Raw genomic sequence first — 21,873 nt, 5'->3', positions numbered from 1 at the left:
TCTCCAAACATGTGAGGGCGGCCGACCGTGTCGCGCTGGCCGTTCGCTGTGCGCGCTTCAGCCCTCGCCCGGCTGCCCGGCAGCATGGCCCGCCATCTCTTCACGCGGATGAAAATTCTCGGTTTCGCCATAGCCTGCATCCTGGGGAATCACGACCGCCATGCCGCCCTCGCGTCGTTCGACACGCGGCAGCACTGTAAAGACGGGCCGGGCACGCGCGGTGGTCAGGGCATCCTCCACCGTGCCGGACTCCGCCAAACGCCGAAGGTTCATGCGCGTGGGAAAGAGGATCGATCGCTCGCCTGCAGCCGCCCGCGCCAAGATCGATTCCGGCGAGGCCCATTCCAGAGCGACGGCCTCCCCGCCATCACACACCGCTTCCTGATTCGCCGCAGTCCGGGCAAGAAAGAAATGCGTATCGAACCGCTTTGGCCCATTCACAGGCGTGATCCAATGGCCGAACTTGATCAGATCGTCGAGCCAGAGCGTGCCGCCACTCTCCGCAACGACCGTGCGAAAATCGTCACGCTCCGTGCTGCGACATGATACGGGCCTGCCGTCGGCATCCCGCGCCAACAGGATAGCCGTTTCCTCGAAAGTTTCGCGAAAGGCGGCAATTCGCAGAGCGCGTTCCGCGGGGTCCAGGGCTTCACCGCCTGTCGCCAGGTCCAGCCAGGCGTCAGACCAATCGCTTTCGTCAACCGTGCCGCCCGGAAAAACAAGCGCGGAAGAAAAGGTCTGACCGGCATGGCGCCGCACCATAAGCACCTCGAACGGCGCGTCGCGCACGAGCAGGATGGTCGCTGCCGGTCGCGGTATCGCTATTTCCCTGGGTTCGCCCGCCATACATCCTCGATTGCCCATTTGGCCATTTCACAACAAGGTTCACCTATGTACCTATGTGTGGGACAGGATCATTCGAAGGACAAGCATTGTTTGTGGGCAAGATGCGTTACGCCCCAATTTCAGGAGACGATACGTGCAGGCAATACAGATCAGTAACCCGGCAACTCTCGACACGATGCGCGTCGTCCATCTGCCAAATGCCCCGGCGCCCGGCCGCGGCGAAATCCAAGTCCGGTTGCGCGCCAGTTCGCTTAACTATCATGATTATGCAGTCGTGACGGGCGCCATCCCGGTCCCGGCCGGTCGCATTCCCCTGTCGGATGGCGCCGGTGAGATCATAGCCTTGGGAGAAGACGTCACCCAATTTGCCGTCGGCGACCTGGTAGTTTCGACCTTCTTTCCCGATTGGGCCAATGGCGGACCGCAGGATGGCGGCTTCACCAACGTGCCAGGGGACGGTATGGATGGCTACGCACGCGAGGTCGTTACTGGCCCGGCCAATTGGTTCACCCCTGCGCCCCGAGGCTATGACGCGATGGAAGCGGCGACGCTGACCTGCGCTGGCCTCACGGCCTGGCGCGCGCTGGTCGTCGAAGGCGCGATCAAGGCAGGCGACAGCGTGCTGGTCCAGGGCACGGGCGGCGTCTCCATTTTCGCGCTACAATTCGCCAAGGCGATGGGTGCCACCGTGATAGCCACTTCATCTTCCGACGAAAAGCTGGAACGCTTGAAGGCGATGGGTGCAGATCACATCATCAACTACCGGGGGGACACAAAATGGGGCTCGACTGCGAAGAAGCTGACCGGCGGACGCGGTGTCGATCATGTCGTGGAGATCGGCGGCGCGGGAACTTTGCCGCAGTCACTGGCGGCGATCCGGGTTGGCGGGCATATCTCAATGATCGGCGTACTCGCCGGCTTCCAGGGTACAGTACCGACCGCGATGCTGATGGGCAAGCAGGCGCGCGTCATCGGCGTGACGGTAGGCAGTCGCAGGCATCAACTGGACATGATCGCCGCGATCGATGCCACCGGCATCCGCCCAGTGGTCGAAACGCGATTCGCTTTGGCGGACCTTGCAGATGCCTTTCGTCATCAGGAAAGCGGTTTGCATTTCGGTAAGATCGGCATCGAAATCTGAAGCAGCATAATGGCAGGCGCCGACTGCGTGTTCGGCGCCCTCCTTCGGCAGGTTCGTGCAGTGGCCGACCGCGCCACGTGGACGCTATTTGCGCGCCGACCTTTGGAGGAAAGCTTCGACGGCGGCGCGATGTGCCGCCCCGCCGCGAACCCTTTGAAAACTTTCGCATTCATGTAGCGCAGCTTTGGCAAAATCATGCTCTGTGGCAAAATCCAGGTTGGCCTTTATCGCCGCAGCGGCAGATGCGGGAATATGGGCCAGATGCTGCGCACGGCGCTGTGCTTCTTCGAGCAGCGCAGCGTCAGGGACGACGCTTTCCACCAGACCGGCCGCCAGCGCAGCTTGTGAGTCGAGCACCCCGCCAAATGCAATGCTGCGCGCCCTCGCCTGTCCCACCGCGCGGACCAGTAGCCAGTTTATACCAAGATCTCCCGCCAGCCCGATAGCGCCATAGGCATAAGCGAATTTCGCGCTGTCGGCGGCGACACGCAAATCGCAAGCGAGCGCTAGTGCAAGGCCCCCACCCGCCGCAGGGCCGTTGACCGCCGCTAAAGTCGGAATCGGCAAGGTCCGCAAAAGGTCCACCGTCGCGACCGCCGCATCCAGCGCGGCCCTTTCGGCAGCCATGTCACGGGTTCGCAGGCCGTCAAGCAGCGCCTGCAAATTGCCGCCGGCACTGAACATCGATCCGGCCCCGGTCAGGATCAGCGCGCCAATGGTCGGATCAGCGCGCGTCGCATCAAGTGCGGCCGCGAGTTCGCAAAGCAGGTCCGGTCCGATCGCATTATGCCAGTCTGACCGATCGAGCGTCAGCGTCCGCACATTGCCTTCGTCGATGCTCTGGATCAGCGCCACGGGACGCCTACATCACCGCATAACCGCCATCGACAGGAATAGCCGTGCCGGTGACGAAATCGGATGCGCGCGAGCAGAGATAGACGGCGGTCCCAGCCAGATCGTCCGGTTCGCCCCACCGCCGCGCTGGCGTGCGGGCGACGATGCCCTCGTCAAATTCCGGCGCTCTCGCCTTGGTGTCCGCAACCATGTCCGTGACCAACCAGCCAGGCAGGATGGCGTTCACCTGGATATTGTCGCGCGCCCAGGCGATCGCCAGGGATTTGGCAAGCTGCACCACGGCACCCTTGCTGGCTGCATAATTGGCGGCGCCCGCCGCCCCGAAGATCGATGTCATCGACCCGAGCATCACCAGCTTGCCACCGCCAGCCGCTTTCAGGTGCGGATATACAGCTTGGGCGCTGAAGAAGCTGCCGGACAGATTGATGTCGAGCGTGCGGCGCCACATGGCTTCATCCATCGTTTCAGGCCGGGCGCCTTCGCCGATGCCGGCATTGGCGATCAAGATGTCGACCCGTCCTAGCCGGTCCGCGACGCTCTGCGCCATGGCGAAGCAGGATGCGCGATCCGCTACATCTGTTTCGACGAAAATCGCCCTAGCGCCCATCGCGTCCAACTCAGCGAGAGCAGCCTGCGCCTTGTCGGCACGCCGCGCGGCAATCGCGATCGATGCCCCCGCCTGCGCCAGCCCTTTGGCCATGCCTAGGCCAAGGCCCCCATTGCCCCCGGTGACGATGGCAACCTTGCCGGACAGATCGAACAGCAGCGACGATGCCATTGCCTCATCGCCCCTTGAATTGTGCGGGACGCTTGTCGCGGAAGGCCGCTACACCCTCCCCGAAATCTTCTGTCCGCCCAGCTTCGCGCTGGGCGACGCGCTCGTTCGACAGGGCTGTCTCGAAGGATGCGTCGAGCGCTGCCCAAGCCACCCGCTTGATGATGCCCAGCGATCGGGGTCCACGGGCCAGTTCCCGCGCCAGATCAAGCGCCCTGTCATCGACTTCGTCGTCGCCCACGACCCGGTTTATCATGCCCCATTCCAGCGCTTGCGGCGCCTTTAGCTTCGGACCGAGCAACATCATCTCCATCGCGCGCGGGCGACCAATCGCCTTGACCAGCAGGTAGGATGACCCGCCGTCGGGCGCCAGGCCGACCTTGCTGAACGCCTGGAAGAAGATGGCGTTTTCGCCCGCTACGATCATATCGCCGGCAAGTGCTATGCCACAGCCCACCCCTGCCGCCGGCCCCTTCACGGCTGTCACCACGGGTATCTGCGCCGCCCGCATCTGATAGATGATAGGATTGAAGATTCCGTCGAGATTGCCGCCCATGTCACGGTTGGGATCGGTGAGGTCGATCCCGCCTTCGGCCAGATTTGCGCCCGAGCAGAAGCCCCGACCGACCGAGCCTACGAGCATTGCGCGCGCTTCCTTTTCAGCGCGCCATACGGCGTCCAACAGTTCTTCACCCATCTGCGTCGTCATAGCGTTCAGAGTCTTGGGCTGGTTCATCTTGATGACGGCAACGTCATCGATAATGTCGTACAGGATCGTTTCGTAGGCCATGCTTGTCTTTATTCTCCGGTTCGGCCTTCGGTCGCGGCGAAACGGTCGATCCGTCCCACATCCAAAGCCGGTTTGACACGCTACTTCCCTTTCTATGTACTACGTTGACTAGGTTGTATAGCATCTGATTCCTGCGTTGTCGCATTGAGGCCAGCGGCTGACGAAACCAAGGATTATGCATGGCGAACGATACCGCTTTAGGGAATTGGCTTACCACACAATGGGCGCACACTCCCCGGGCCTTTCAGGTAGAGGTGGAAGGGGCGCGTATCGCTTGCCTTGGCTGGAATATGGATTCCGTATTTCTGCCGGGCCTGGTGCTGGTCCATGGCTTTCGCGCCCATGCAAGGTGGTGGGACCATATCGCGCCATCGTTCACGGATCGCTATCGGGTGGTCGCCCTCAATCTATCCGGGATGGGCGATAGCGACCGTCGGGAGGCCTATAGCCGGGCGCAGAATGGCAGGGAGATTCTCGCCGTGGCGGCCGCCTGCGGCTTTGCTCCCTTCACCCTGGTCACGCACAGTTTCGGGACCATGGGCGGAATATTGGCGACCAAACTGGCGCCGGAGTGGATACAGCGTTTGATCATGATCGATGCGGGCATTCCTACCGTCGATGAGCAGGCGCATCAAATCCCTACCCCGCCGCTGCGAATCTATCCCGACCAGAATAGTGCGATGGCGCGCTTTCGCCTGATCCCCGATGTTCGCGAGCCGGTCCCCGCGATCATGGAGTATATCGCCCGCCATGGCGTGGTGCAGACGGCGGATGGGTGGAGCTGGAAGTTCGATCATCAAGCCGCCAAGTCGCTCAACAGGGAGCGCTATCGTCACGAGCTGTTCGGCGTGAGCGTGCCGACCGACGTCATTTACGGGGCCGAGAGCGACGTAATGACACCCGAGCGCGTGGAATTGGCGCTCAAGATCGCCCCTCACGCCGGAAAGCCGGTCGCGATCCCCGCCTGTAACCATCATGTCATGATCGAGCAGCCCCTGGCGCTGGTTGCGGCGTTGCGCGGAATACTGTCCAATGAACCGGCGCGCGCGGTTCGCTAGTCCTTGAAAGTGGGAGCACGCTTATCGCGGGCGGCGCGCACGGCCTCGGCATGATTTTCCGATGCCAGCAGCACTTCCTGTTCCCGTGATTCGGCGAGAAGCATTGCTGCGTTGCTGGTTTCCCATGGCAGGTTGAGCAGTCGCTTGGCCGCGCGCATTGCATGGGGACTGAAAGCGGCAATGATGCGCGCCATCGCCATCGCTTTGGCATAGGGGTCAGCAGCGACGTGCGTCACCAGCCCGATATCGGCGGCCTCCGCGCCTTGGTAACGGCGCCCGCTGAAAATGATTTCGCGGAGCCGATCTTCGCGAACAAGACCGCGCAGCAACGCGATACCGGCAACATCGGGAACCAGACCCCAGCGCATTTCCATGACGGACAGTTCGGCGTCCGGCGCGCAGAAGCGAATGTCGGCTCCCAGCATCATCTGGCATCCCGCACCAAAAGCGTAGCCATGCACCGCAGCGATGACGGGCACCGGCAATGTGCGCCATCCCCAGGCGCATTGCTGGAACAGATTGGCCTCGCCACAGGTACGCGGCATCAGGTCGCGCAAGGCAGGCGCACTGGCCAGACTGTCGAGATCGACCCCGACGCTGAACGCCCTGCCCGCTCCCGAGAGCAGGACGCAGCGAATATCCCGCCGCGCCTCAATCTCCGCGATGGTCGCCGCGATTGCCCGGAACTGCGCTTCGTCGAGAGCATTGAGCTTGTCCGGACGGTTGAAGCGGACATCCGCCACCCCATCCGTGACCGTCATGATTACACGCGATTCCGACATGGAAGACCTCCCGCTATCAGAGGGAGCGGCTCACCACTTCCTTCATGATTTCATTGGTACCCCCGAAGATGCGCGTCACCCGCGCGTCTCGCCATAAGCGAGCCACCATATATTCGTTCATATAGCCTGCGCCACCATGAAGTTGCAGCGCCATGTCTATCACGCGGCCCTGCATGTCAGTATGCCATTGCTTGGCGGCCGACGCTTCCGCAGTGGTGAGCACACCGGCCAGATGCCGGTTGATTGCCCAGTCGAGATGCGCCCAACCCACCTGCAGCTGGCTCTTCATGTCGGCCAGCGTGAACTTGGTATTCTGGAACTGAAACACTGCCTGGCCGAAAGCCTGTCGCTCCTTCGTGAAACTGACTGCTTCGTCGAAAGCGCGCTGCGCGGCAGCTTGGGCGGACACGGCGATCGACAGGCGTTCCTGCGGCAACTGACTCATCAGATAAATGAAGCCCTGCCCTTCCTGCCCCAGGCAATTCGAAATGGGAACGCGGACATCCTCGAAGAACAGCTCCGAAGTGTCGGCCGAATGCTGACCGATCTTGTCGAGATTGCGACCACGCTTGAAACCGGCGGTGTCGGCATCGACCAGGATCAGCGAGACGCCCTTGGCGCCCAATTCCGGATTGGTTTTCGCCGCAACGATGATGACGTCGGCATTCTGGCCGTTGGTAATATAGGTCTTGGAGCCATTGATGATATAATGATTGCCGTCCTTCCTGGCTGTTGTGCGGATACCCTGAAGGTCGGACCCTGTGCCCGGTTCGGTCATGGCGATCGCCGTGATACATTCGCCGCTGACCATTTTGGGTAGATATTTGTCATGCTGCTCGGGCGAGCCATAGACTTCGATATATTCGGCCGTGATGTCGTTCTGCAAAGTGATACCGGCCGAAGAACCGGCATAGGCTAGTTCCTCCGCAACCACGACGTTAAAGCCGAAATCGAGCCCCAGCCCTCCATGTTCTTCCTTGACCGTCGGGCAAAGCATCCCAGCGTCACCGCAGGCGCGCCAGAAATCCCGGCTGACAATCCCCTCCTCCTCGAAGCGATCGAGATTGGGGATCAATTCCCTAGCGAAGACCTGCCGCACGGTGTCGCGGAACATCGCATGGTCTTCGTTGAAGGCAAAACGGGCGGCGGTGTCGAGCATGATGATCTCCGGGTCGAAGGCATGGGGCGCGCGTCAGCGGCCTTGATATACGGGCGGGCGTTTCTCGACGAAGGCGGTCATCGCTTCCCGATGGTCGAACGTTTCCGACAACATGACCTGTTGTCGGTCCTCGATCGCAAAAGCAGACTCGATTGAGGGGGCGTCGATGTTCATGTTGAGCGCTTGTTTAGTCAGCGACAGGCCATAGGGGCTGTTCGCGACCATTTCATCGGCCAGGGCGAGACCGGTATCAAGCAGCTTTTCCGGCTCCACGACGTCACTGAGCAGGCCCAGTCGCAGGGCGCGATCGGCATGGATGAACCGGCCGGTGAGCAGCAGTTCCGCGGCCAAGCTGGCGCCGACGAGTCGCGGCAGAAAATAGCTGGAACCGATGTCCGCCCCGCCGAGACCAATCTTGATATATGCCGCATTCATACGAAGATCGGGTGCGCCGAACCGCACGTCCGATGCCAGCATCAGCGAGAAGCCACCGCCGCATGCCGCGCCATGGCCCAGTGCAATGAAGGGCTGTGGCGCCAGGCGCATGGCCTTGAGTACGTCACCCAATTGCGTCTGCACGCGCCAACTTCTCTGGAAGCGGGTCTCATTGGTTTCGGTGCGGCTTTCCTTGATGTCCAGGCCAGCGCAGAAGGAGCGCCCTTCGCCGCGTAGAATAACGACCCGCACATCGCGCCTGTGCTTGAGCGCACAGACATAATCGCCCAGTTCGCCAACCAGTTGTTCGGACAGAGCGTTGAGCGCGGCAGGCCGGTCGAGAGTAACAATCTCGACTGGTCCGCGTCCCTCAACTCTGATGGTCTGAAACGTCATCCTACTTCTTTCTCGACAATTCCCAATGGCGCTGCATCATCTTCGCTGCTTCTTCCGCCAGGTCACGAGGAACTTCGGGGTACATCGCGATCCCGCCCTTCTTGGGAAGGGCGATGGTGGCCGTGGCACGAACGGTCTCATCGCCCCTCTGGTTGGTGAAGATGACTTTCACATCGACCAGATTCTGGCCACCTTCCTCGCGCTTGCCGGTGACTTCGCCGGTGATCGTTTGAACGTCGCCCATATAGTTGAACTTGCGAATTTCATCATGAACATGGGTGATGATGCCATCATCGCCAGCCCAATCATTGAGATAGTGCCACAGATAGCTTTCGCGCATGACCCCATAGTCGTAGGCCATCGGATTGCCGATCGCCTGTGCCCAGAGCGGATCCCAATGAAGACGCTGTGCCACATCGGGAACGCCATACTCGTTCTTCACATAGAAGGCCGGGATACGCTTGCGATTCTTGTGCGCCAGGCGACCGACGGTCGGCGCGTAGGGTACAAAACCGTAGCCGCCGGCATGATAGACGATGACGTCAGTAACGGTGAGCGGTCCCTTGGCCATCTTCCCCAGGCTGTCGCCCACCTGGACGTCTTCGAAATTGCGGAGCTCGCTGCCACGAACGACCTCGCTCGCATAGACCTCATCGATCTTCGCGATATCCTCGTCAGTATAGGTCGCAGGCTCAATCGCGCTGTATTTGCCTTTCTTGGCGGCAGTCTTGCGTTCTGTCAGCACTCGCAGAATGCGATAGACGGCTACGACCTCGCCGCGTTGGTTGATCTTAACGTCCTTGCGCACCGAAATGACCGAGCGACCAGAAAACTCGGACTGCTTCACTTCCGAAGTCTCATCGCCATTATAGCTGTAGATGGTGTCGCCGGGAAATACCGGACGATACCAGTTCCATTGCGAACCGGATACAAAGACGTGGACGCCCTTCCACAAACTCTTACGCAGCGCCTTGATCTCTTCGCTCGGCGGATCGCCGAGCATTGGCGAATTGATCTGGCCGACCATCATGCCTGGCGCGATCACGCTGCCCCATCGGGTGCCGCGTGCATAATCGGGATCGCAAAACAGAGGATTATCGTCCCCCGTGCCATGCGCGAAATTGCGGATATTGTCGGTCGTCGCGGTCTGGATATATTCGCGGGTCTTGGCCGCCTGCATATAGCCCAGCAGCTTTTCCTGCCTTTCGATGTCATGGTCGGTGATCGCATAATCGACCGCCTTCTGCCATTCGTCGCTCTGCTTGATGTCGTCGGGGGATTTGGTCGCCATGTCAGTCTCTTTCCCAATATTCGAATGGATCAGGCCGCGTCGGCAGCGTCGGACGTGAAGAGGTCGCGCACCTGCGGCAGCGCCGGCTTCATCGAGGGCGTGCGCGGCACATCATCGACGATGAGGAATTTGACCGGCACCTGATAGGGCATCAGATGTTCCCTGCCATATTCCTTGAGTTCCGCTTCGGATGGCGACTCGGCGCCATCCTTGAGCATGACCGCCGTCATGGGGACAGCCCCCAGGCGACGATCCTCTATACCCACGGTGACTGCCTCTCGTATCGCCGGATGCGATTCATAGGTCTTGTTCACATCGTCAGGATGCACCTTGAACCCGCCTCGGATGATCGCGAGATCAGCGCGCCCCTTGATGAAAAGAAAGCCGTCCGTGTCGATGATCGCGCGATCGGTGGTCCGCAGCCAGGCGTCACCCAAACCGAATTGCGCAGCCTTCATTTCCAGCACGCCCTCTTCTCCTAATGCTTTTTCCTCGCCCGTATCGGGATCGATGACCCTGCCCTTAACGCCCGGTTGGAACCGGCCGACGCTGCCAGGCTTCTTGTCCCAGAACTGGTGGAAATCCTTGAGCGCCCAACCAGCAACCGCGCCGGAAAATTCGGTGGCGCCGTAATTCTGGAGCACAGGCAGATTGTAGCGCTCCATAAATTCCTTAGTGACTTCGAAATCAAGCGGCGCAGCGCCCGTGCGGATCGCGACAAGGCTCGAAAGATCTTCCTTGGGGATGTTCGCGTCCAGGATCATCCGCAGGCCCGCTGGCACCGCACCGGCCACCTTGGGCTTGTGCCGCTTGATCGCGTCATGCCAACTTGCCACCGAAAATTTTTCGAGCAGACATGCCTTGCGCCCGCCAGCGATACAGGTGAGCGCGCCCCAAAGTCCGCCAATATGCGTCATCGGATTGGACAATATTGTGGTGCCGGGCCGCAATTTGGCCGCTTCACCCGGCTTGCGATCCTTTTCGTAACTGAGCGCGCCTTCGAAACTCTTGTCGAACGCGGCTCGCTGCAACGGTATGCGCTTGGGTTTCCCTGTCGTGCCGCTCGTCAGCATCTCGACGATGATGCCCGGCTCAGTCTCTTTCACCTGGTCGCTGAATCGCTCAAAACCGGGGCGGAAGCGTGCGCCTCCCAATATGCCCGGCAGCTCGATCACAGCGGTACCGGCAGCCTTGAGCACCTCCAATATGCCCGGGCGATCCAGATCCGCTTGCTCGGCGATGACAACGGGCAGGTCCAGACCTTCCAGATCCTTCACCAGCCGATCGTCGGGCAGCAGCGGATTGATCGAAACCATCGTCATGCCATCGGCCACGGCAGTCAGAACCGCTGCGAAGGGAGATGGCCGGTTCTTCACCATAACGCCGACGCGAGCGTCCTTTCCCAGACCAAGCGTGGCCAGCAGGGTCCGGATCTCAGCAATGGTATCGCCCAGTTGCCGCCAGCTATACCATCTGCCTTGGTAGTCGATGACCTCGGCCGACGGATCGATCGTCAATACGCCGTTCAACAGGTCGGAAAAAACGGACATTGCAAACCCCCGGAATTACGGTCGCGGACTCACGTTCCAATGACGCCCGCTTTTCTTATATAACTAGGTAACACAGGAAGGCACAGCAGCGCAAGAATGCAGCGCCAGCCGCCCACGACTGCTCCTACAGTTGATCGAAGGGCACATTCTTGTCCGCTCGCATCTCACCTGGCATTCCCAGAACCCGCTCGGCAATCTGGTTGCGCAGCACTTCGTCCGCACCGCCAGCGACTCGCAGCGCCGTCGACCAGATATAATCATCCTGAATGCGTGCAGTTTCGCTGCCTTCTTCGGCTATGAGGCCGGCGGGGCCCCGCATTTCGAGCGCCAGGCCTGACGTCTTCTGATAGCGGTTGGTGTAGGCGAGCTTCACCATCGACGCGAGGGCGCCAGGATTTTCACCGCGCGACACCATGGTGCGCAACCGGGCCTGGAAATAGCGTTCCGCCTGCTCTTCCGCATAGGCCGAGGCGAGCACCGTGCGGATTGCGGCGGAATCCAGCGCGCTGCCGCCATTGCGCGGGGTATCCGCCGCGTAGCGGATGAGCGCTCCGATGCCACCGCCCTTGCCTTCGCTTCCCTGGTTCAGGCGCTCGCCCATCAACACCGTCATGGCGCACGCCCAGCCTTCACCTTCGGCACCGATCCGGCAGGATTCGGGAATGCGGACATCGGTCAGGAAAGTTTCGTTGAAATCGCTCGCGCCGGAAATCTGGCGGATCGGACGGACGTCGATACCTGGGGTCTTCATATCGACGACGAAGAAGGTCAAGCCTTTGTGCTTGGGCAGTGTCGGATCAGTGCGGACGATCAATATGCCCCAATCCGAATGATGCGCCCAGCTCGACCACACTTTCTGTCCGTTGACGATATAGTCGCTGCCATCCTTGATCGCACGCGTCCGCACGGCCGCGAGGTCCGAGCCGGCCGATGGCTCCGAAAAGAGTTGGCACCAAGTCATTTCCCCCCGCAGGGTTGGGCCAGCGAATTTTTCGATCTGTTCGGGCGTGCCATGCTTGAAGATCACAGGCAGCGCCATCCCCAAGCCTATGCCGATATAGGCCTCCTTGGCGAGGTGGTAATTATTTTCCTCCTCGCCGAAGACCGTAGCTTCCGCGATGGTCGCCCCACGACCGCCATATTTTTTGGGCAGCAGGATGCCAGCATAGCCGCCTTCGGAAAGCCGTTTTTGCCAGGCTTTGCCGAGCGCAACCTCCTCGGCTTCCGATATGCCATCGGGCTTTTCAAAGGCCGGGGCATGGGCGGCCAGCCACTCGCGCGCCTCCTTACGAAAGGCGGCCTCTTCTGGCGTGTCGTTGAAATCCATTAAACCGTCTCCGCCTTGAACTGCGATCCGGGAAGATGCTGGATGAGCCGGTCGGCCCAAGGTTCGCGCCCGCCCAGGCTGAGCGCCAGCGTCCGCTCGCGCCGATAATAGAAATGGCAGTTGGCCTCGAATGTGTAGCCGATGCCGCCATGGACCTGGATATTCTCCCGCGCTGCATTTTCGAATGCATCGATAGCGGTCAGCCGGGCCGAGGCGGCGGCGACGGGCAACGCGTCGGGATCATTAAGCGCAGCCCAGGCTCCGAAATAGGCGTTGGAACGCGCCAGTTCGACGGCGACCGCGATGTTGGCGAGTTTGTGCTTGATGGCCTGATAGCTGGACAAAGGGCGGCCGAATATCTGTCGATCCATCGCATAATCCCGCGCCATCAGCAGGCAGGCGTCAGCTCCACCCACTGCTTCGAATGCGGCCTGTACGGCGGCACGGTCGAACAACTGGTCAAGTACTCGCTCCGTCGGCGCCGACTCCAGCAACTCCGCCGCGGCGGCATCGAATTGGATCGCGTAATGGGCACGCAACTGATCGAAGCTGTTGAGCCGGCTCCGCGTAACGCCCGATTGGGCCAGGTCGACAAGCGCAAGAGCGGGCTTGTCCGCCACCCTGGCGAGAACGACAGCCACGGTAGCGACGCCGCCATCGGCGACGGGCGTCTTCTGCCCGGAGAGCGTCGCGCCGTCGACTCGAGTCTTGACCGCATCGCCAGTCCAGCCGGCTGCCCCTTCGGCATAGGCAAAGGTCCCGATCGCCTCTCCGCTCGCCAATTTCGGTAGCCAATGCGCCTTTTGAGCATCCGATCCCGCCAAGTTGATAGCGTCGGCGGCCAGAATGATCGAGGAGAAGAAGGGGAGTGCGGTGTTGGCGCGACCGAGTTCTTCGCTGATGACGCCGAGATCAAGTTCGGTCATGCCCAGACCGCCAAATTCTTCCGGCAGGGTCACGCCCAGAAAACCCATGTCGGCGATCTCGCGCCATAGCGACTCGTCCCATTCAGCCCTGGCGTCGATCAGTTCGCGCAAACGGTCGGACGACGATCGCTCGCCCAACAGCCCGCGCGCCTGCTCCGCGAGCATTTTTTGTTCGTCGGACAGGTCGAAGTTCATGCTCGTTCCTTGTGTACGCTACGGCTGCACCATTCACCTCTCCAACTAAGGTAACTATGTCAAGGGTGCAATGGCATTCTTGCTAGGCGCGACCACCCATATTGAGGCGAGCGCCGCCTTTTGTTGAGCTTGCTCAGTAAAAGTGGTGCCAAAACAACAGCCAGCCACTTTGCAAACAAAGCCATTGACCAACAAGTGCAACTAAGCCAACTAACCGGAAACCGCAAAACTGATATGCGGTCAGCTATGAGGGAGGATGTAACAATGGAATCCTGTTCTACATTTCGGGCCAAGCTGACACGATCCGTCTCCGCTGCCGCGATTATGACCATCCTGTCCGCAGCGCCTGCCTTGGGTCAGGACAATGTCGCCAAGAATAGCAGCACGCTGGAGGACATCGTCGTAACAGCGCGTAAAGTAGCGGAAAACTTGCAAGACATCCCCGTAGCCGTCACTGTGCAGACCGGTGATGCGCTGCGACAGCAATCTGCTGTCCAGGTCCCTGACATCGCCCGCCTGACCCCCGGCATCACCTTCACGCAGGCATCGTCCAACGGGTCCGCCTCGAACATCACGATTCGCGGGCAGGTCCAGACGGACGTGCTGGCCACACTCGATCCTTCGGTGGGCGTCTATGTAGACGGTTTTTACTGGGCCCGGGCCTATGGTCTGAACGCCAACCTGCTCGACATCCAGAATGCGCAGGTGTTGCGCGGTCCCCAAGGGACGCTGTTCGGTCGTAACACCACCGGCGGCGCGTTGCTGATCCAGAGCAACGACCCGAATTATGATGGCATTTCCGGCATGATTTCGGCAACCTACGGTCGTTTCAACGAGCGGGACGGCACTGCCGTGCTGAACCTGCCGATCGTTGCCGACAAGGCCGCCATGCGCGCGGCCTTCACGGTGAACAAGCGGGACGGCTTCATCAAGAACGAGATCACCGGTCGCGACCTGGCGCAACGCGACAGCTATACCGGACGCGTGAAGCTGCGGCTGGACCCGACTGATAACTTCCAGCTCATCCTGTCGGGAGAATTCTATGGGATGAAGAATTACGATCGTCCCTATGAGCTTCTGTATGTCGCGCCCACGTCGCCGGCAAACATCGAGGCCGCGCTGGAAGCCAATCCCGCCAACGCAGCCTTGCTGGCAGTACCAGGCGGTGCAGCGCAGCTGGTCGGCATCGGCAGCGGACTGTTCTCCAACTATATTGCCACCTATACCGGCACGGACAAGACCCGCCTGAACGATGGCGACCCGCGGGTCGACGTTAAGAGCCAGACCTATGTGATGACCGCCAACCTCGATACATTCTGGGGGGCGCTCAAATTCATCGGCGGCTATCGTACCATCAAGTCGATCGCGCCGATCGACCTGGACGGGTCGCCTTATTCCATCGTGAAAACGACCGGCAAGCAGGATCTGCAATCCTATTCTGGCGAGTTGCAGGCCACCGGTACGGCCATGAACGACAAGATAGACTTTGCAGGCGGCATCTTCGCATTCAATGAAACCGGTCGTGACGAATCGACATCGATTGCGCTGCCAGCATTGACCCGCGTGTCGTCCGGCGGACTGCTGCCGCAAACCTATTATATCGGCGACATCACCAATCGGTCGATGGGCATGTATTTGCAAGGCACGTTCCATTTCACCGATGCCTTTTCCGCCCTCGGCGGCGTCCGCTATTCGGTCGAGGACAAGAATATCGTTTCGTTCAATGCGACGCGGAATGCCGATACCGACGCCTTGCTGCGCTGTCTGATCGCCACGGCCACCCCTGGCACCTGCCGTGCGGAATCCAAGTCCGGCTTCGACGGGATATCCTATACGCTCGGCCTGAACTATCAGATCAATCCGGATGTCCTGGTCTATATCAAGACGAGCAAGGGTTTCCGTTCCGGCGGCCAGAATCTGCGTGCTGCCGGCGCGACGACGGGCGGCGCCTTCGCGCCGTTCGGGCCGGAAGTGGCGCGGGAGCATGAAGCCGGTTTCAAGGCGGAGATGTTCAACCGTAGGGTTCGCTTCAACCTGGCCGCCTTCTACAATGAGGTGAAGGACATCCAGCGCACGACCTTGCTGGTCAGCCCCGACGGCAGTTCGACCTCCACCGTGGTAAGCAATGCCGGCAAGGCGCGCTTCTACGGTGGCGAAGCGGAGGTGACCGCCCGACTGTTCGAGGGGTTCACCCTGTCGGGTACCGCGGCCCTCTCCAATGCGAAATATCTGGAATTCGCGGACGCCAGCGGCGACCGGCGGGACGAGGTGTTCCAGAATGTCCCCGAATGGACCTTCAGCATCGCGGGCGATTATGAAAGGTCGTTCGGGTCCGCCACGATGCGCGCGCATCTCGACTATGCGTGGCAGGACGACACCGCGCTCTATGCCTTCCGCACGCTCCAGACCGGCAATGCCCTCGACGACAGCATCACCAACGCAGTCGCCAAGGCGCTGACACGTCCGGCCGGTGGCGAACTGAACGGTCGCCTCGGCGTGTCCTTCGCCGACGACACGATCGAACTTGCGCTGTTCGGCCGCAACATCCTCAATCGCCGGGTGGATATTGCGGGCCTCGCCTTTGGCGCGCCCCTGTTCCTGGCGATGGGCAAGCGCAACGATCCGGCTACCTATGGCGTCACTGCGACGTTCAAGTTCGGCGGCTTCTGACCGCTTCCGCCAGACGCGCCTAAAGCGCCGCGCCCGGCGAAAATGCACCTTAAGGTGACAAAAGCACCGCGAAGCGCGGCCGGCGATGTCACCTTAAGTCACTTTTGAAGCCACTTTTGCGAGCCTAGCTGAAAGCGCGACCATAAGCATAGGGGAACCGATTTGCGATATATCATCGCTAAGTATGAAGCAGATGAAATCCTACATTTGAAGCTTTTTTCGGTCCCCGTTCATCAGAAAATAAACCGAAACGATCACAATTGGGTCAGACATGAAAAGGGCCGGCCGTTCGCCGGCCCTTTTTTTGATGTGCGCGCATGTCAGGGGAAGACATGCCGATCGTCAGACCGGTAGTTCGTCGATTCCCATGACCATGCCGGTAATATAGGCGCCATGGTCGCTGAGGATATAGCCAGCCAGATTGCCGAGCGACGCTTGCGCCGCGCTGGATGCCGCGGCGAAATCATCAACCACAGCACTGGCGATCGCGTTGGTCCTGATACCGTCCCGGCCCCATTCGACCGCCAGCGACTTGACCAGATTGTCGAGCGCTCCATGGGCGCTCAATTGTGCCGCGCGGCCGCTACAAATCTGCGGTGACGGCATCAGGAACAGGATAGCGCCCCGCTCATGCGCGGCGATGCGGCGGCGGGCAAATTCCGCCGCGTGCAGGAAGCGGCCGTCGATATCGGCCGAGAACCCGTGTCGCCAGCCTTCAACCGAAACGGTTTCGGCGGCTTCGTTGCCAAGCGGTGCTCCGGCATGGACGAGCAGGTCGACGGGCCGCCCCTGCCGCGCGTCGGCTTCGACAAAGGCCGCGGCGATGGCGGCAGCATCAGCAGATGGATTCCTGATGTGGGTGACGCGCGCGCCGAGTGCAGCCAGCGCCTTTGCCACGCTGTCGACGGCGGCGCCGGTCCCCGCGACCATAGCATGACGCCCTGCGAGCAGATCAAGCATCGCGTTCATGGCGCCACTCCCCAGATCGAGTCGCGTTCGCGCGGTGGCACGAAGGCAGGGCTCATCAACTGACGACGCAGACGGTCCCCGCCGTCGATCACCAGCGTTTCACCCGTCACACCGGACGCGAAGGGCGAGCAGAGAAAGGCCGACACCCAGCCAAATTCGCGCGTCCGCCCGACCCTGCCGAGCGGGAACATGGCGCCCAGGCGCGCGACGGATTCCGCATCGTCCGACGCATTGGAGCGTTCATGCGGGAAGAAGCCCGCCGCCACGCAATTGACGCGAATACCATGCGCTTTCCAGTCGGCGGCATGGGCTGTCGTCATGGAAACGATCGCCGCCTTGGCCGCCGCCGAATGGGCGTCGCCGGGAAAGCCCGACCAGACATATTGCGCCGAATTGTTGACGATCGCGCCGCCGCCGCCCGCCGCAATGCGGCGCCGGGCAAATTCCGACGAGACGAAGAAGGTGCCGTCGATCGCGATGCGGGTGATCGATCGCCACTGGCCTGGCGACATGGCCTCGGCCAGCACCGGATAATTGCCGCCGGCGTTGTTGGCGAGCAACGTCACTGGCCCCAATTCCCGTTCGACGGTGTCGAACGCGGCAGCAATGGCGTCCGGGTTGCGCACGTCACCCTGAACACCGAGCGCGACGATGCCGAGATCGGACAAGGTCGCCACACCCTTTTCCAGCGTTTCGGCGGTGCGGCCGAGCAGCGCGACCTTTGCCCCGCCCTGCCCGAAAGCCGTCGCCATAGCGAGGCCCATGCCGGAGCCGCCGCCGGTGACGACGACGGCCTGGCCGGCAAAGCAATCGGCCGGAAAGGGCGCGGTTTGGAACGGGGGTGGTTCCACCACGATATGATTTGCAGGGATGTTCACGCCTTCCATCTCCTCATGAATTTTCCATCATCGCTAACTAGGTGCAACAGCACTATCGTAGCGGCGCCACCTTCGCTATAGCCAGGGAAAAATGACATAGCGCCAGTTAAGGCGTGCATTGCAGGAGAAGGTGCCGGATGAAAAACGGATCGACGGCAGCGGTCATTGGCGCGCTCTGGATTGCGGAGATCACCGGATCGTTCGAAACCGCCATGATCTATGCCGCACAACGCGCGCTGACCGACGACCTTGGCGATCCGGTGCGAGTCGGCTGGCTCATCACCTCCTACCTGCTGATCGGCGCCGGGGCCGCCGCGCTGGCGGGGCGTTTGGGAGATATTTTCGGGCGGCGCCGCCTGATGCTGGCGATGCTGGCTGTAGGGTTCGTCGGCTCCCTCGTCAGCACTTTTTCAGCCAACTATCCAATGCTCCTCGCCGGGCGATGCCTCCAGGGGCTTACCGGCGCCATCCTCCCGCTCTGCGTGGGGCTGGTGCGCGAAAATCTGCCGCCGAGGAAAGTACCGATGGGCATCGGCCTGATGATTTCCGGCGCATCTGCGGGAACGGCCTGCGGGCTGGTGATAGGCGGCATGATCGTCGATCATTTCTCCTGGCATGGGGTCTTCTTCGCCAGTGCGTTGTTCGCCGCCACCGCTTTTGCAGCCATCTACCTGGCGCTGCCAAGATCGCCGCGCATCATCATCGAGGGACGTCTGGACTGGGTCGGGGGGATATTGTTCGTCCCTGCCATCTTCGCCCTGCTGCTCGCGATAACAAGCGGTCCCAGGTGGGGACTGGCCGACTGGCGCACAGGCGCGGCGGCAGTGTCGGGCCTGACCTTGCTGGCGCTGTGGATATGGACAAGCCTGCGGACGGCCAGGCCCCTGTTCGACGTACGCCTCTTTGCCAACTCCCAGGTGTTCATCGCCAACGCTGTGACGGCGCTGGTGGCGATGAGTACGCTCCAGATCACGCTGGTCTTCTCGCTGCTGTTGCAGGCGCCGACCTGGACCCAGATCGGGCTTGGCGCGACGGCAACACTGGCTGGCCTGGCGAAGCTGCCGTCAAATATCGGTTCGCTGGCGGCCGGGCCGCTGAGCGGCTGGATGACGTCACGGGGCGGCGGTCGCACAACGATGATAACAGGAGGCTTGCTGACCACCGCGGGGTGGCTGCTCGCCATGTTCTTCAATGACAGCATCCTGGTCGTCACGATGATCCTGATCCTGATATCCTTCGGTGCGACGATGCAGTTCGCCGTCGGCCCGACCATATTGGCGGGCGCGGTGCCGCCGGACCGCACGAGCGAGGCGGCGGGCATGATGACGGTCATGCGGCAAGCCTTTCTGGGCGTCGGCGCGCAGATGGTTTCGGTGCTACTGGCGACCAGCACCGTTGCCACGCCCGGCGGCGGAGCGAGCTACCCCACCACGGGCGCCTTTTTCCTGGCAATGGGCGTGATCGTGGCGCTGTGCATCACGGCCACGCTGCTGGCCTTTGCTTTGCCGCGCAATGCCGGGGTCGCAGCGGATTGACACGGGTCTGGCGGATCATCCCACGCTGGGATAGCCGCCACCGCCGAAGTCTGCATCCACCGCTGCGCGATCCACAAAACCCTGAGCGGTACGCGGCAGGCTGTCGACGAAGTGGACGATCTTTGGCTTCTTGTACGATGCCATGCGGTCGCGGCAATGATCGATCAGCGCCTGGGCATCGACCTCCACGCCCTCCCTGCGGATGACGACCGCCTTGACATTCTGGTCCCATTTGGGGTCGGGCACGCCGATCACGCAGACGTCAGCAACGCCGGGATGCTGGCGCAGGCAGGCCTCCACCTCGGCCGGATAGACATTCTCGATCCCGGTCTTGATCATCGTCGTCTTGGGACCGACAAAGACCAGGCTGCCGTCTTCCAGACGCTTGCCCAAATCATTGGTGCGGTGCCAGCCATTGACGACGCGACGCGCATTTTCCTCCGGCCGGTTCCAATAGCCGCACATGACGATCGGTCCGCGCGCGAAGATTTCGCCGGTCTGGCCGCGGGGCAGTTCATTGCCTTCTTCATCGCCGATCTTGAACGAGACGAAGGGCACGGGGCGGCCTGCGCCCTGCCCTCCCATCCACAGCACCGATGTCAGCCCGCCAATCTCCGTCTGGCCATAGCCACCCAGCTTCCGCACGGCCGGGGCGTCGGCCGGCATGACCATCGGCATCCGCCAGTCCGACATCTGGTTATCGGCAAACAGGCTGGTCACGTCATAGGTGCCGTCCTTGTTGACCTCCCGCATCTGCAATACGGTCGGCTGGGGCACGAAGGCGTGGGTCAGCTTTTCCGCCTCGATCATCCGCAGGAGATTTTCAGCGTCCACGCGCGGCACGAAAGCGTTGCGCCCACCCGCCAGGAAGGTGCCGAGCGTGCCCATGAGAACGCCGATATGAAACATCGGGCCGGATACGAGATAGCCGGAATGCTCGTCTATCTTCTGCGATTGCAGCGCGAGCCAGGCCATGATGAGCAAGGACTCGTGGCTAAGGAGCGCTGCGCCGGGGCGGCCGGAAAAGGCGGCGGTGTAGATGGCGAGCAAGGGCGTGCCGGTATCGACAGGGGCAAAGTCGCTTTCGGGATCGGCCGCCGCGAGCAACGCTTCATAGCTGTCCTCGCCATCGCAGCCGTCATGGCAGATCCAGTGGCTGTCAGGTTTCCAGCCGTCGCGAGCCTGGCGATTGCCTTCGCCAATCTCCTCATTTTGCCAGAATGTGACTTTGGGATCGAAATCATCCAGCATGGTGGAGATTTCGGGCACCGATGCGCGCCAGTTGGCCGGGCAGAATATGGCGCCGACGCGGGCGGAGGCCAGCAGCGCCTCAAGCACGCGCATACTGTTCTGACCGAGCCAGAGGACGCGGTCGCCATGACCGACGCCGCGGGCCCGCAAAACGCCCGCCAGTCGGTTCACGCGTTCGTCAAATTCGGCATAGGTGAAGCGATGTTCGCCGTCGATGGCCGCGATCATGTGCGGCCGGCTGCGCGCCTGCTCATGCAACAGATCGCCCAGACCGTAATGATGGACGGCGATGTAGGGGGCGAGATCGGCGTGGTTGGTCATCGGCTCCGGTCCAGAAAGTCGAGCAGCGGTGCGTTGAATGCGTCATTTGCATCCCCCGCGACCATATGGTCCGCCTGCTCGATGTTGATGAATTCGCTGTGGGGAATGGCGCTCTGGAAGGCGGCGACCCCGTCCATGCTGACGATACGGCTCATGCCGCCACGGATCAGCAGGGTCGGCGCGCGCACCCGCGTCGCGGCGCGCGTAAAGCGCGCCTCACGGTCGGCAGGATCAAGCCCTTTGATATCCTCCAACATCGCCGGATCCCAATGCCAGTAGAGCCGGCCGTCCGCATGGCGACGCAAATTCTTCATGAGGCCGGTGGGATCGGACGGACGCTTGCGATGGGGCAGATAGGTGGCCACGGCATCGGCGGCATCCTCGACGGTGGCAAAGCCGTCGGGATTGCCGGTCATGAAGCCCCGAATTTCCTTCGCGCCCTCCATCTCGATCTGCGGCACGACGTCGACCAGGACAAGGCCGCGCGCGATCGGCGCCGGGCTTTCGCCGACGGTCAGCAGGGACGCAAGACCACCGAGCGACGCGCCGACCAGCACCGGCGGGTCGGGTAGTGTCGCAACGATCGCGCGGATGTCGCCGACATGAGCGTCTATGCGATAGTCGCCGTCGGGCGCCCAATCGCTGTCGCCATGGCCGCGCAGATCGACCGTGATCGCGTGGAGACCGCGCGCCGATGCAGCATCGAGGGCCGTGCCCCAGCTA

General features: G+C 61.6%; 19 protein-coding genes. 4 read left to right on the top strand and 15 right to left on the bottom strand.

The window, feature by feature from the left end; genetic code table 11:
• Positions 1-57 precede the first annotated feature (57 nt).
• Positions 58-846, bottom strand: a complete 789-nt coding sequence (locus B2V90_RS01045; protein ID WP_228223041.1) for an NUDIX hydrolase — start codon at positions 844-846, stop codon at positions 58-60.
• A 133-nt stretch (positions 847-979) separates the two neighbouring features.
• On the opposite strand from B2V90_RS01045, the gene B2V90_RS01040 reads away from it, so the two are divergent.
• Entirely contained in the window at positions 980-1,987 is a 1,008-nt protein-coding gene (locus B2V90_RS01040) for a zinc-dependent alcohol dehydrogenase family protein (RefSeq protein ID WP_066863522.1), read from the top strand.
• 84 nt (positions 1,988-2,071) lie between these two features.
• Here B2V90_RS01040 and B2V90_RS01035 read toward each other — a convergent pair whose 3' ends face one another.
• From B2V90_RS01035 to B2V90_RS01025, 3 genes are read right to left on the bottom strand one after another with little or no spacing between them, the layout of a single operon-like run.
• Positions 2,072-2,842 carry an enoyl-CoA hydratase/isomerase family protein gene (locus B2V90_RS01035; RefSeq protein WP_228223040.1) on the bottom strand — a complete coding sequence of 257 codons (771 nt, stop codon included), beginning with the start codon at positions 2,840-2,842 and terminating at the stop codon, positions 2,072-2,074.
• Between the two features lie 7 nt (positions 2,843-2,849).
• The gene (locus tag B2V90_RS01030) at positions 2,850-3,620 is read right to left on the bottom strand and encodes an SDR family NAD(P)-dependent oxidoreductase (RefSeq protein ID WP_066863528.1); all 771 of its coding nucleotides are present in this window, start codon (positions 3,618-3,620) and stop codon (positions 2,850-2,852) included.
• Positions 3,621-3,624: 4 nt separating this feature from the next.
• Positions 3,625-4,407: an enoyl-CoA hydratase-related protein gene (locus B2V90_RS01025; RefSeq protein WP_066863531.1), complete on the bottom strand. Its 783-nt coding sequence runs from the start codon at positions 4,405-4,407 to the stop codon at positions 3,625-3,627.
• A 179-nt stretch (positions 4,408-4,586) separates the two neighbouring features.
• Here B2V90_RS01025 and B2V90_RS01020 point away from each other — a divergent pair, with 179 nt between their 5' ends.
• Positions 4,587-5,465, top strand: coding sequence for an alpha/beta fold hydrolase (locus tag B2V90_RS01020; protein ID WP_293919444.1), 879 nt, complete (start codon positions 4,587-4,589; stop codon positions 5,463-5,465).
• Here B2V90_RS01020 and B2V90_RS01015 read toward each other — a convergent pair.
• The 7 genes from B2V90_RS01015 to B2V90_RS00985 all read right to left on the bottom strand — a co-directional run bounded on the left by B2V90_RS01015 (position 5,462) and on the right by B2V90_RS00985 (position 13,526).
• Positions 5,462-6,247, bottom strand: a complete 786-nt coding sequence (locus B2V90_RS01015; protein ID WP_228223038.1) for a crotonase/enoyl-CoA hydratase family protein — start codon at positions 6,245-6,247, stop codon at positions 5,462-5,464. The genes B2V90_RS01020 and B2V90_RS01015 overlap by 4 nt on opposite strands.
• A gap of 16 nt (positions 6,248-6,263) precedes the next feature.
• A complete protein-coding gene (locus B2V90_RS01010; protein WP_228223037.1) occupies positions 6,264-7,406 on the bottom strand; it encodes an acyl-CoA dehydrogenase family protein in 1,143 nt (380 codons plus the stop codon).
• Between the two features lie 33 nt (positions 7,407-7,439).
• Positions 7,440-8,237, bottom strand: a complete 798-nt coding sequence (locus tag B2V90_RS01005) for an enoyl-CoA hydratase/isomerase family protein (RefSeq protein ID WP_066863544.1) — start codon at positions 8,235-8,237, stop codon at positions 7,440-7,442.
• Between the two features lies 1 nt (position 8,238).
• Complete coding sequence (locus B2V90_RS01000; protein ID WP_066863547.1) at positions 8,239-9,528, bottom strand: FAS1-like dehydratase domain-containing protein; 1,290 nt, start codon at positions 9,526-9,528, stop codon at positions 8,239-8,241.
• 29 nt (positions 9,529-9,557) lie between these two features.
• Positions 9,558-11,078 carry a class I adenylate-forming enzyme family protein gene (locus B2V90_RS00995; RefSeq protein ID WP_293919443.1) on the bottom strand — a complete coding sequence of 507 codons (1,521 nt, stop codon included), beginning with the start codon at positions 11,076-11,078 and terminating at the stop codon, positions 9,558-9,560.
• A 124-nt stretch (positions 11,079-11,202) separates the two neighbouring features.
• Positions 11,203-12,405 carry an acyl-CoA dehydrogenase family protein gene (locus tag B2V90_RS00990; protein WP_228221289.1) on the bottom strand — a complete coding sequence of 401 codons (1,203 nt, stop codon included), beginning with the start codon at positions 12,403-12,405 and terminating at the stop codon, positions 11,203-11,205.
• The gene (locus B2V90_RS00985) at positions 12,405-13,526 is read right to left on the bottom strand and encodes an acyl-CoA dehydrogenase family protein (protein ID WP_066863556.1); all 1,122 of its coding nucleotides are present in this window, start codon (positions 13,524-13,526) and stop codon (positions 12,405-12,407) included. The genes B2V90_RS00990 and B2V90_RS00985 overlap by 1 nt, the downstream gene beginning before the upstream one ends.
• A 264-nt stretch (positions 13,527-13,790) precedes the next feature.
• Between B2V90_RS00985 and B2V90_RS00980 the strand changes: the two genes are divergently transcribed.
• On the top strand, positions 13,791-16,196 hold the full coding sequence (locus B2V90_RS00980; protein ID WP_228221288.1) for a TonB-dependent receptor: 2,406 nt from the start codon (positions 13,791-13,793) through the stop codon (positions 16,194-16,196).
• 342 nt (positions 16,197-16,538) lie between these two features.
• On the opposite strand, the gene B2V90_RS00975 is transcribed toward B2V90_RS00980, so the two are convergent.
• Both B2V90_RS00975 and B2V90_RS00970 read right to left on the bottom strand, forming a co-directional pair.
• Complete coding sequence (locus tag B2V90_RS00975) at positions 16,539-17,165, bottom strand: SDR family oxidoreductase (protein ID WP_228221287.1); 627 nt, start codon at positions 17,163-17,165, stop codon at positions 16,539-16,541.
• Positions 17,162-18,043 carry an SDR family oxidoreductase gene (locus B2V90_RS00970; RefSeq protein ID WP_198163002.1) on the bottom strand — a complete coding sequence of 294 codons (882 nt, stop codon included), beginning with the start codon at positions 18,041-18,043 and terminating at the stop codon, positions 17,162-17,164. Before B2V90_RS00970 ends, B2V90_RS00975 begins: the two co-directional genes overlap by 4 nt.
• A 137-nt stretch (positions 18,044-18,180) precedes the next feature.
• Here B2V90_RS00970 and B2V90_RS00965 point away from each other — a divergent pair, with 137 nt between their 5' ends.
• Complete coding sequence (locus B2V90_RS00965; protein ID WP_228221286.1) at positions 18,181-19,578, top strand: MFS transporter; 1,398 nt, start codon at positions 18,181-18,183, stop codon at positions 19,576-19,578.
• 15 nt (positions 19,579-19,593) lie between these two features.
• On the opposite strand, the gene B2V90_RS00960 is transcribed toward B2V90_RS00965, so the two are convergent.
• Together B2V90_RS00960 and B2V90_RS00955 are read right to left on the bottom strand one after the other, a co-directional pair.
• Entirely contained in the window at positions 19,594-21,150 is a 1,557-nt protein-coding gene (locus B2V90_RS00960; RefSeq protein ID WP_228221285.1) for an AMP-binding protein, read from the bottom strand.
• Positions 21,147-21,873 (bottom strand): alpha/beta fold hydrolase (locus B2V90_RS00955; protein WP_293919442.1); only part of this gene is annotated, 727 nt, incomplete at its 5' end. The genes B2V90_RS00960 and B2V90_RS00955, both read right to left, overlap by 4 nt.

It is taken from the genome of Sphingobium sp. UBA5915 (assembly GCF_002431195.1).
GTDB classification, from domain to species: domain Bacteria; phylum Pseudomonadota; class Alphaproteobacteria; order Sphingomonadales; family Sphingomonadaceae; genus Sphingobium; species Sphingobium soli.
Note: the sequence above shows the minus strand (reverse complement) of the source record. Positions and strands in the feature narration are given on the sequence as shown.

Excerpts from the sequence above, each read along its gene's own strand:
- B2V90_RS01045 (WP_228223041.1), bottom strand. The coding sequence starts at position 846 with ATGGCGGGCGAACCCAGGGAAATAGCGATACCGCGACCGGCAGCGACC.
- B2V90_RS01030 (WP_066863528.1), bottom strand. The coding sequence starts at position 3,620 with ATGGCATCGTCGCTGCTGTTCGATCTGTCCGGCAAGGTTGCCATCGTC.
- B2V90_RS01025 (WP_066863531.1), bottom strand. The coding sequence starts at position 4,407 with ATGGCCTACGAAACGATCCTGTACGACATTATCGATGACGTTGCCGTC.
- B2V90_RS01020 (WP_293919444.1), top strand. The coding sequence starts at position 4,587 with ATGGCGAACGATACCGCTTTAGGGAATTGGCTTACCACACAATGGGCG.
- B2V90_RS01015 (WP_228223038.1), bottom strand. The coding sequence starts at position 6,247 with ATGTCGGAATCGCGTGTAATCATGACGGTCACGGATGGGGTGGCGGAT.
- B2V90_RS01010 (WP_228223037.1), bottom strand. The coding sequence starts at position 7,406 with ATGCTCGACACCGCCGCCCGTTTTGCCTTCAACGAAGACCATGCGATG.
- B2V90_RS01005 (WP_066863544.1), bottom strand. The coding sequence starts at position 8,237 with ATGACGTTTCAGACCATCAGAGTTGAGGGACGCGGACCAGTCGAGATT.
- B2V90_RS01000 (WP_066863547.1), bottom strand. The coding sequence starts at position 9,528 with ATGGCGACCAAATCCCCCGACGACATCAAGCAGAGCGACGAATGGCAG.
- B2V90_RS00995 (WP_293919443.1), bottom strand. The coding sequence starts at position 11,078 with ATGTCCGTTTTTTCCGACCTGTTGAACGGCGTATTGACGATCGATCCG.
- B2V90_RS00990 (WP_228221289.1), bottom strand. The coding sequence starts at position 12,405 with ATGGATTTCAACGACACGCCAGAAGAGGCCGCCTTTCGTAAGGAGGCG.
- B2V90_RS00985 (WP_066863556.1), bottom strand. The coding sequence starts at position 13,526 with ATGAACTTCGACCTGTCCGACGAACAAAAAATGCTCGCGGAGCAGGCG.
- B2V90_RS00980 (WP_228221288.1), top strand. The coding sequence starts at position 13,791 with ATGGAATCCTGTTCTACATTTCGGGCCAAGCTGACACGATCCGTCTCC.
- B2V90_RS00975 (WP_228221287.1), bottom strand. The coding sequence starts at position 17,165 with ATGAACGCGATGCTTGATCTGCTCGCAGGGCGTCATGCTATGGTCGCG.
- B2V90_RS00965 (WP_228221286.1), top strand. The coding sequence starts at position 18,181 with ATGAAAAACGGATCGACGGCAGCGGTCATTGGCGCGCTCTGGATTGCG.
- B2V90_RS00960 (WP_228221285.1), bottom strand. The coding sequence starts at position 21,150 with ATGACCAACCACGCCGATCTCGCCCCCTACATCGCCGTCCATCATTAC.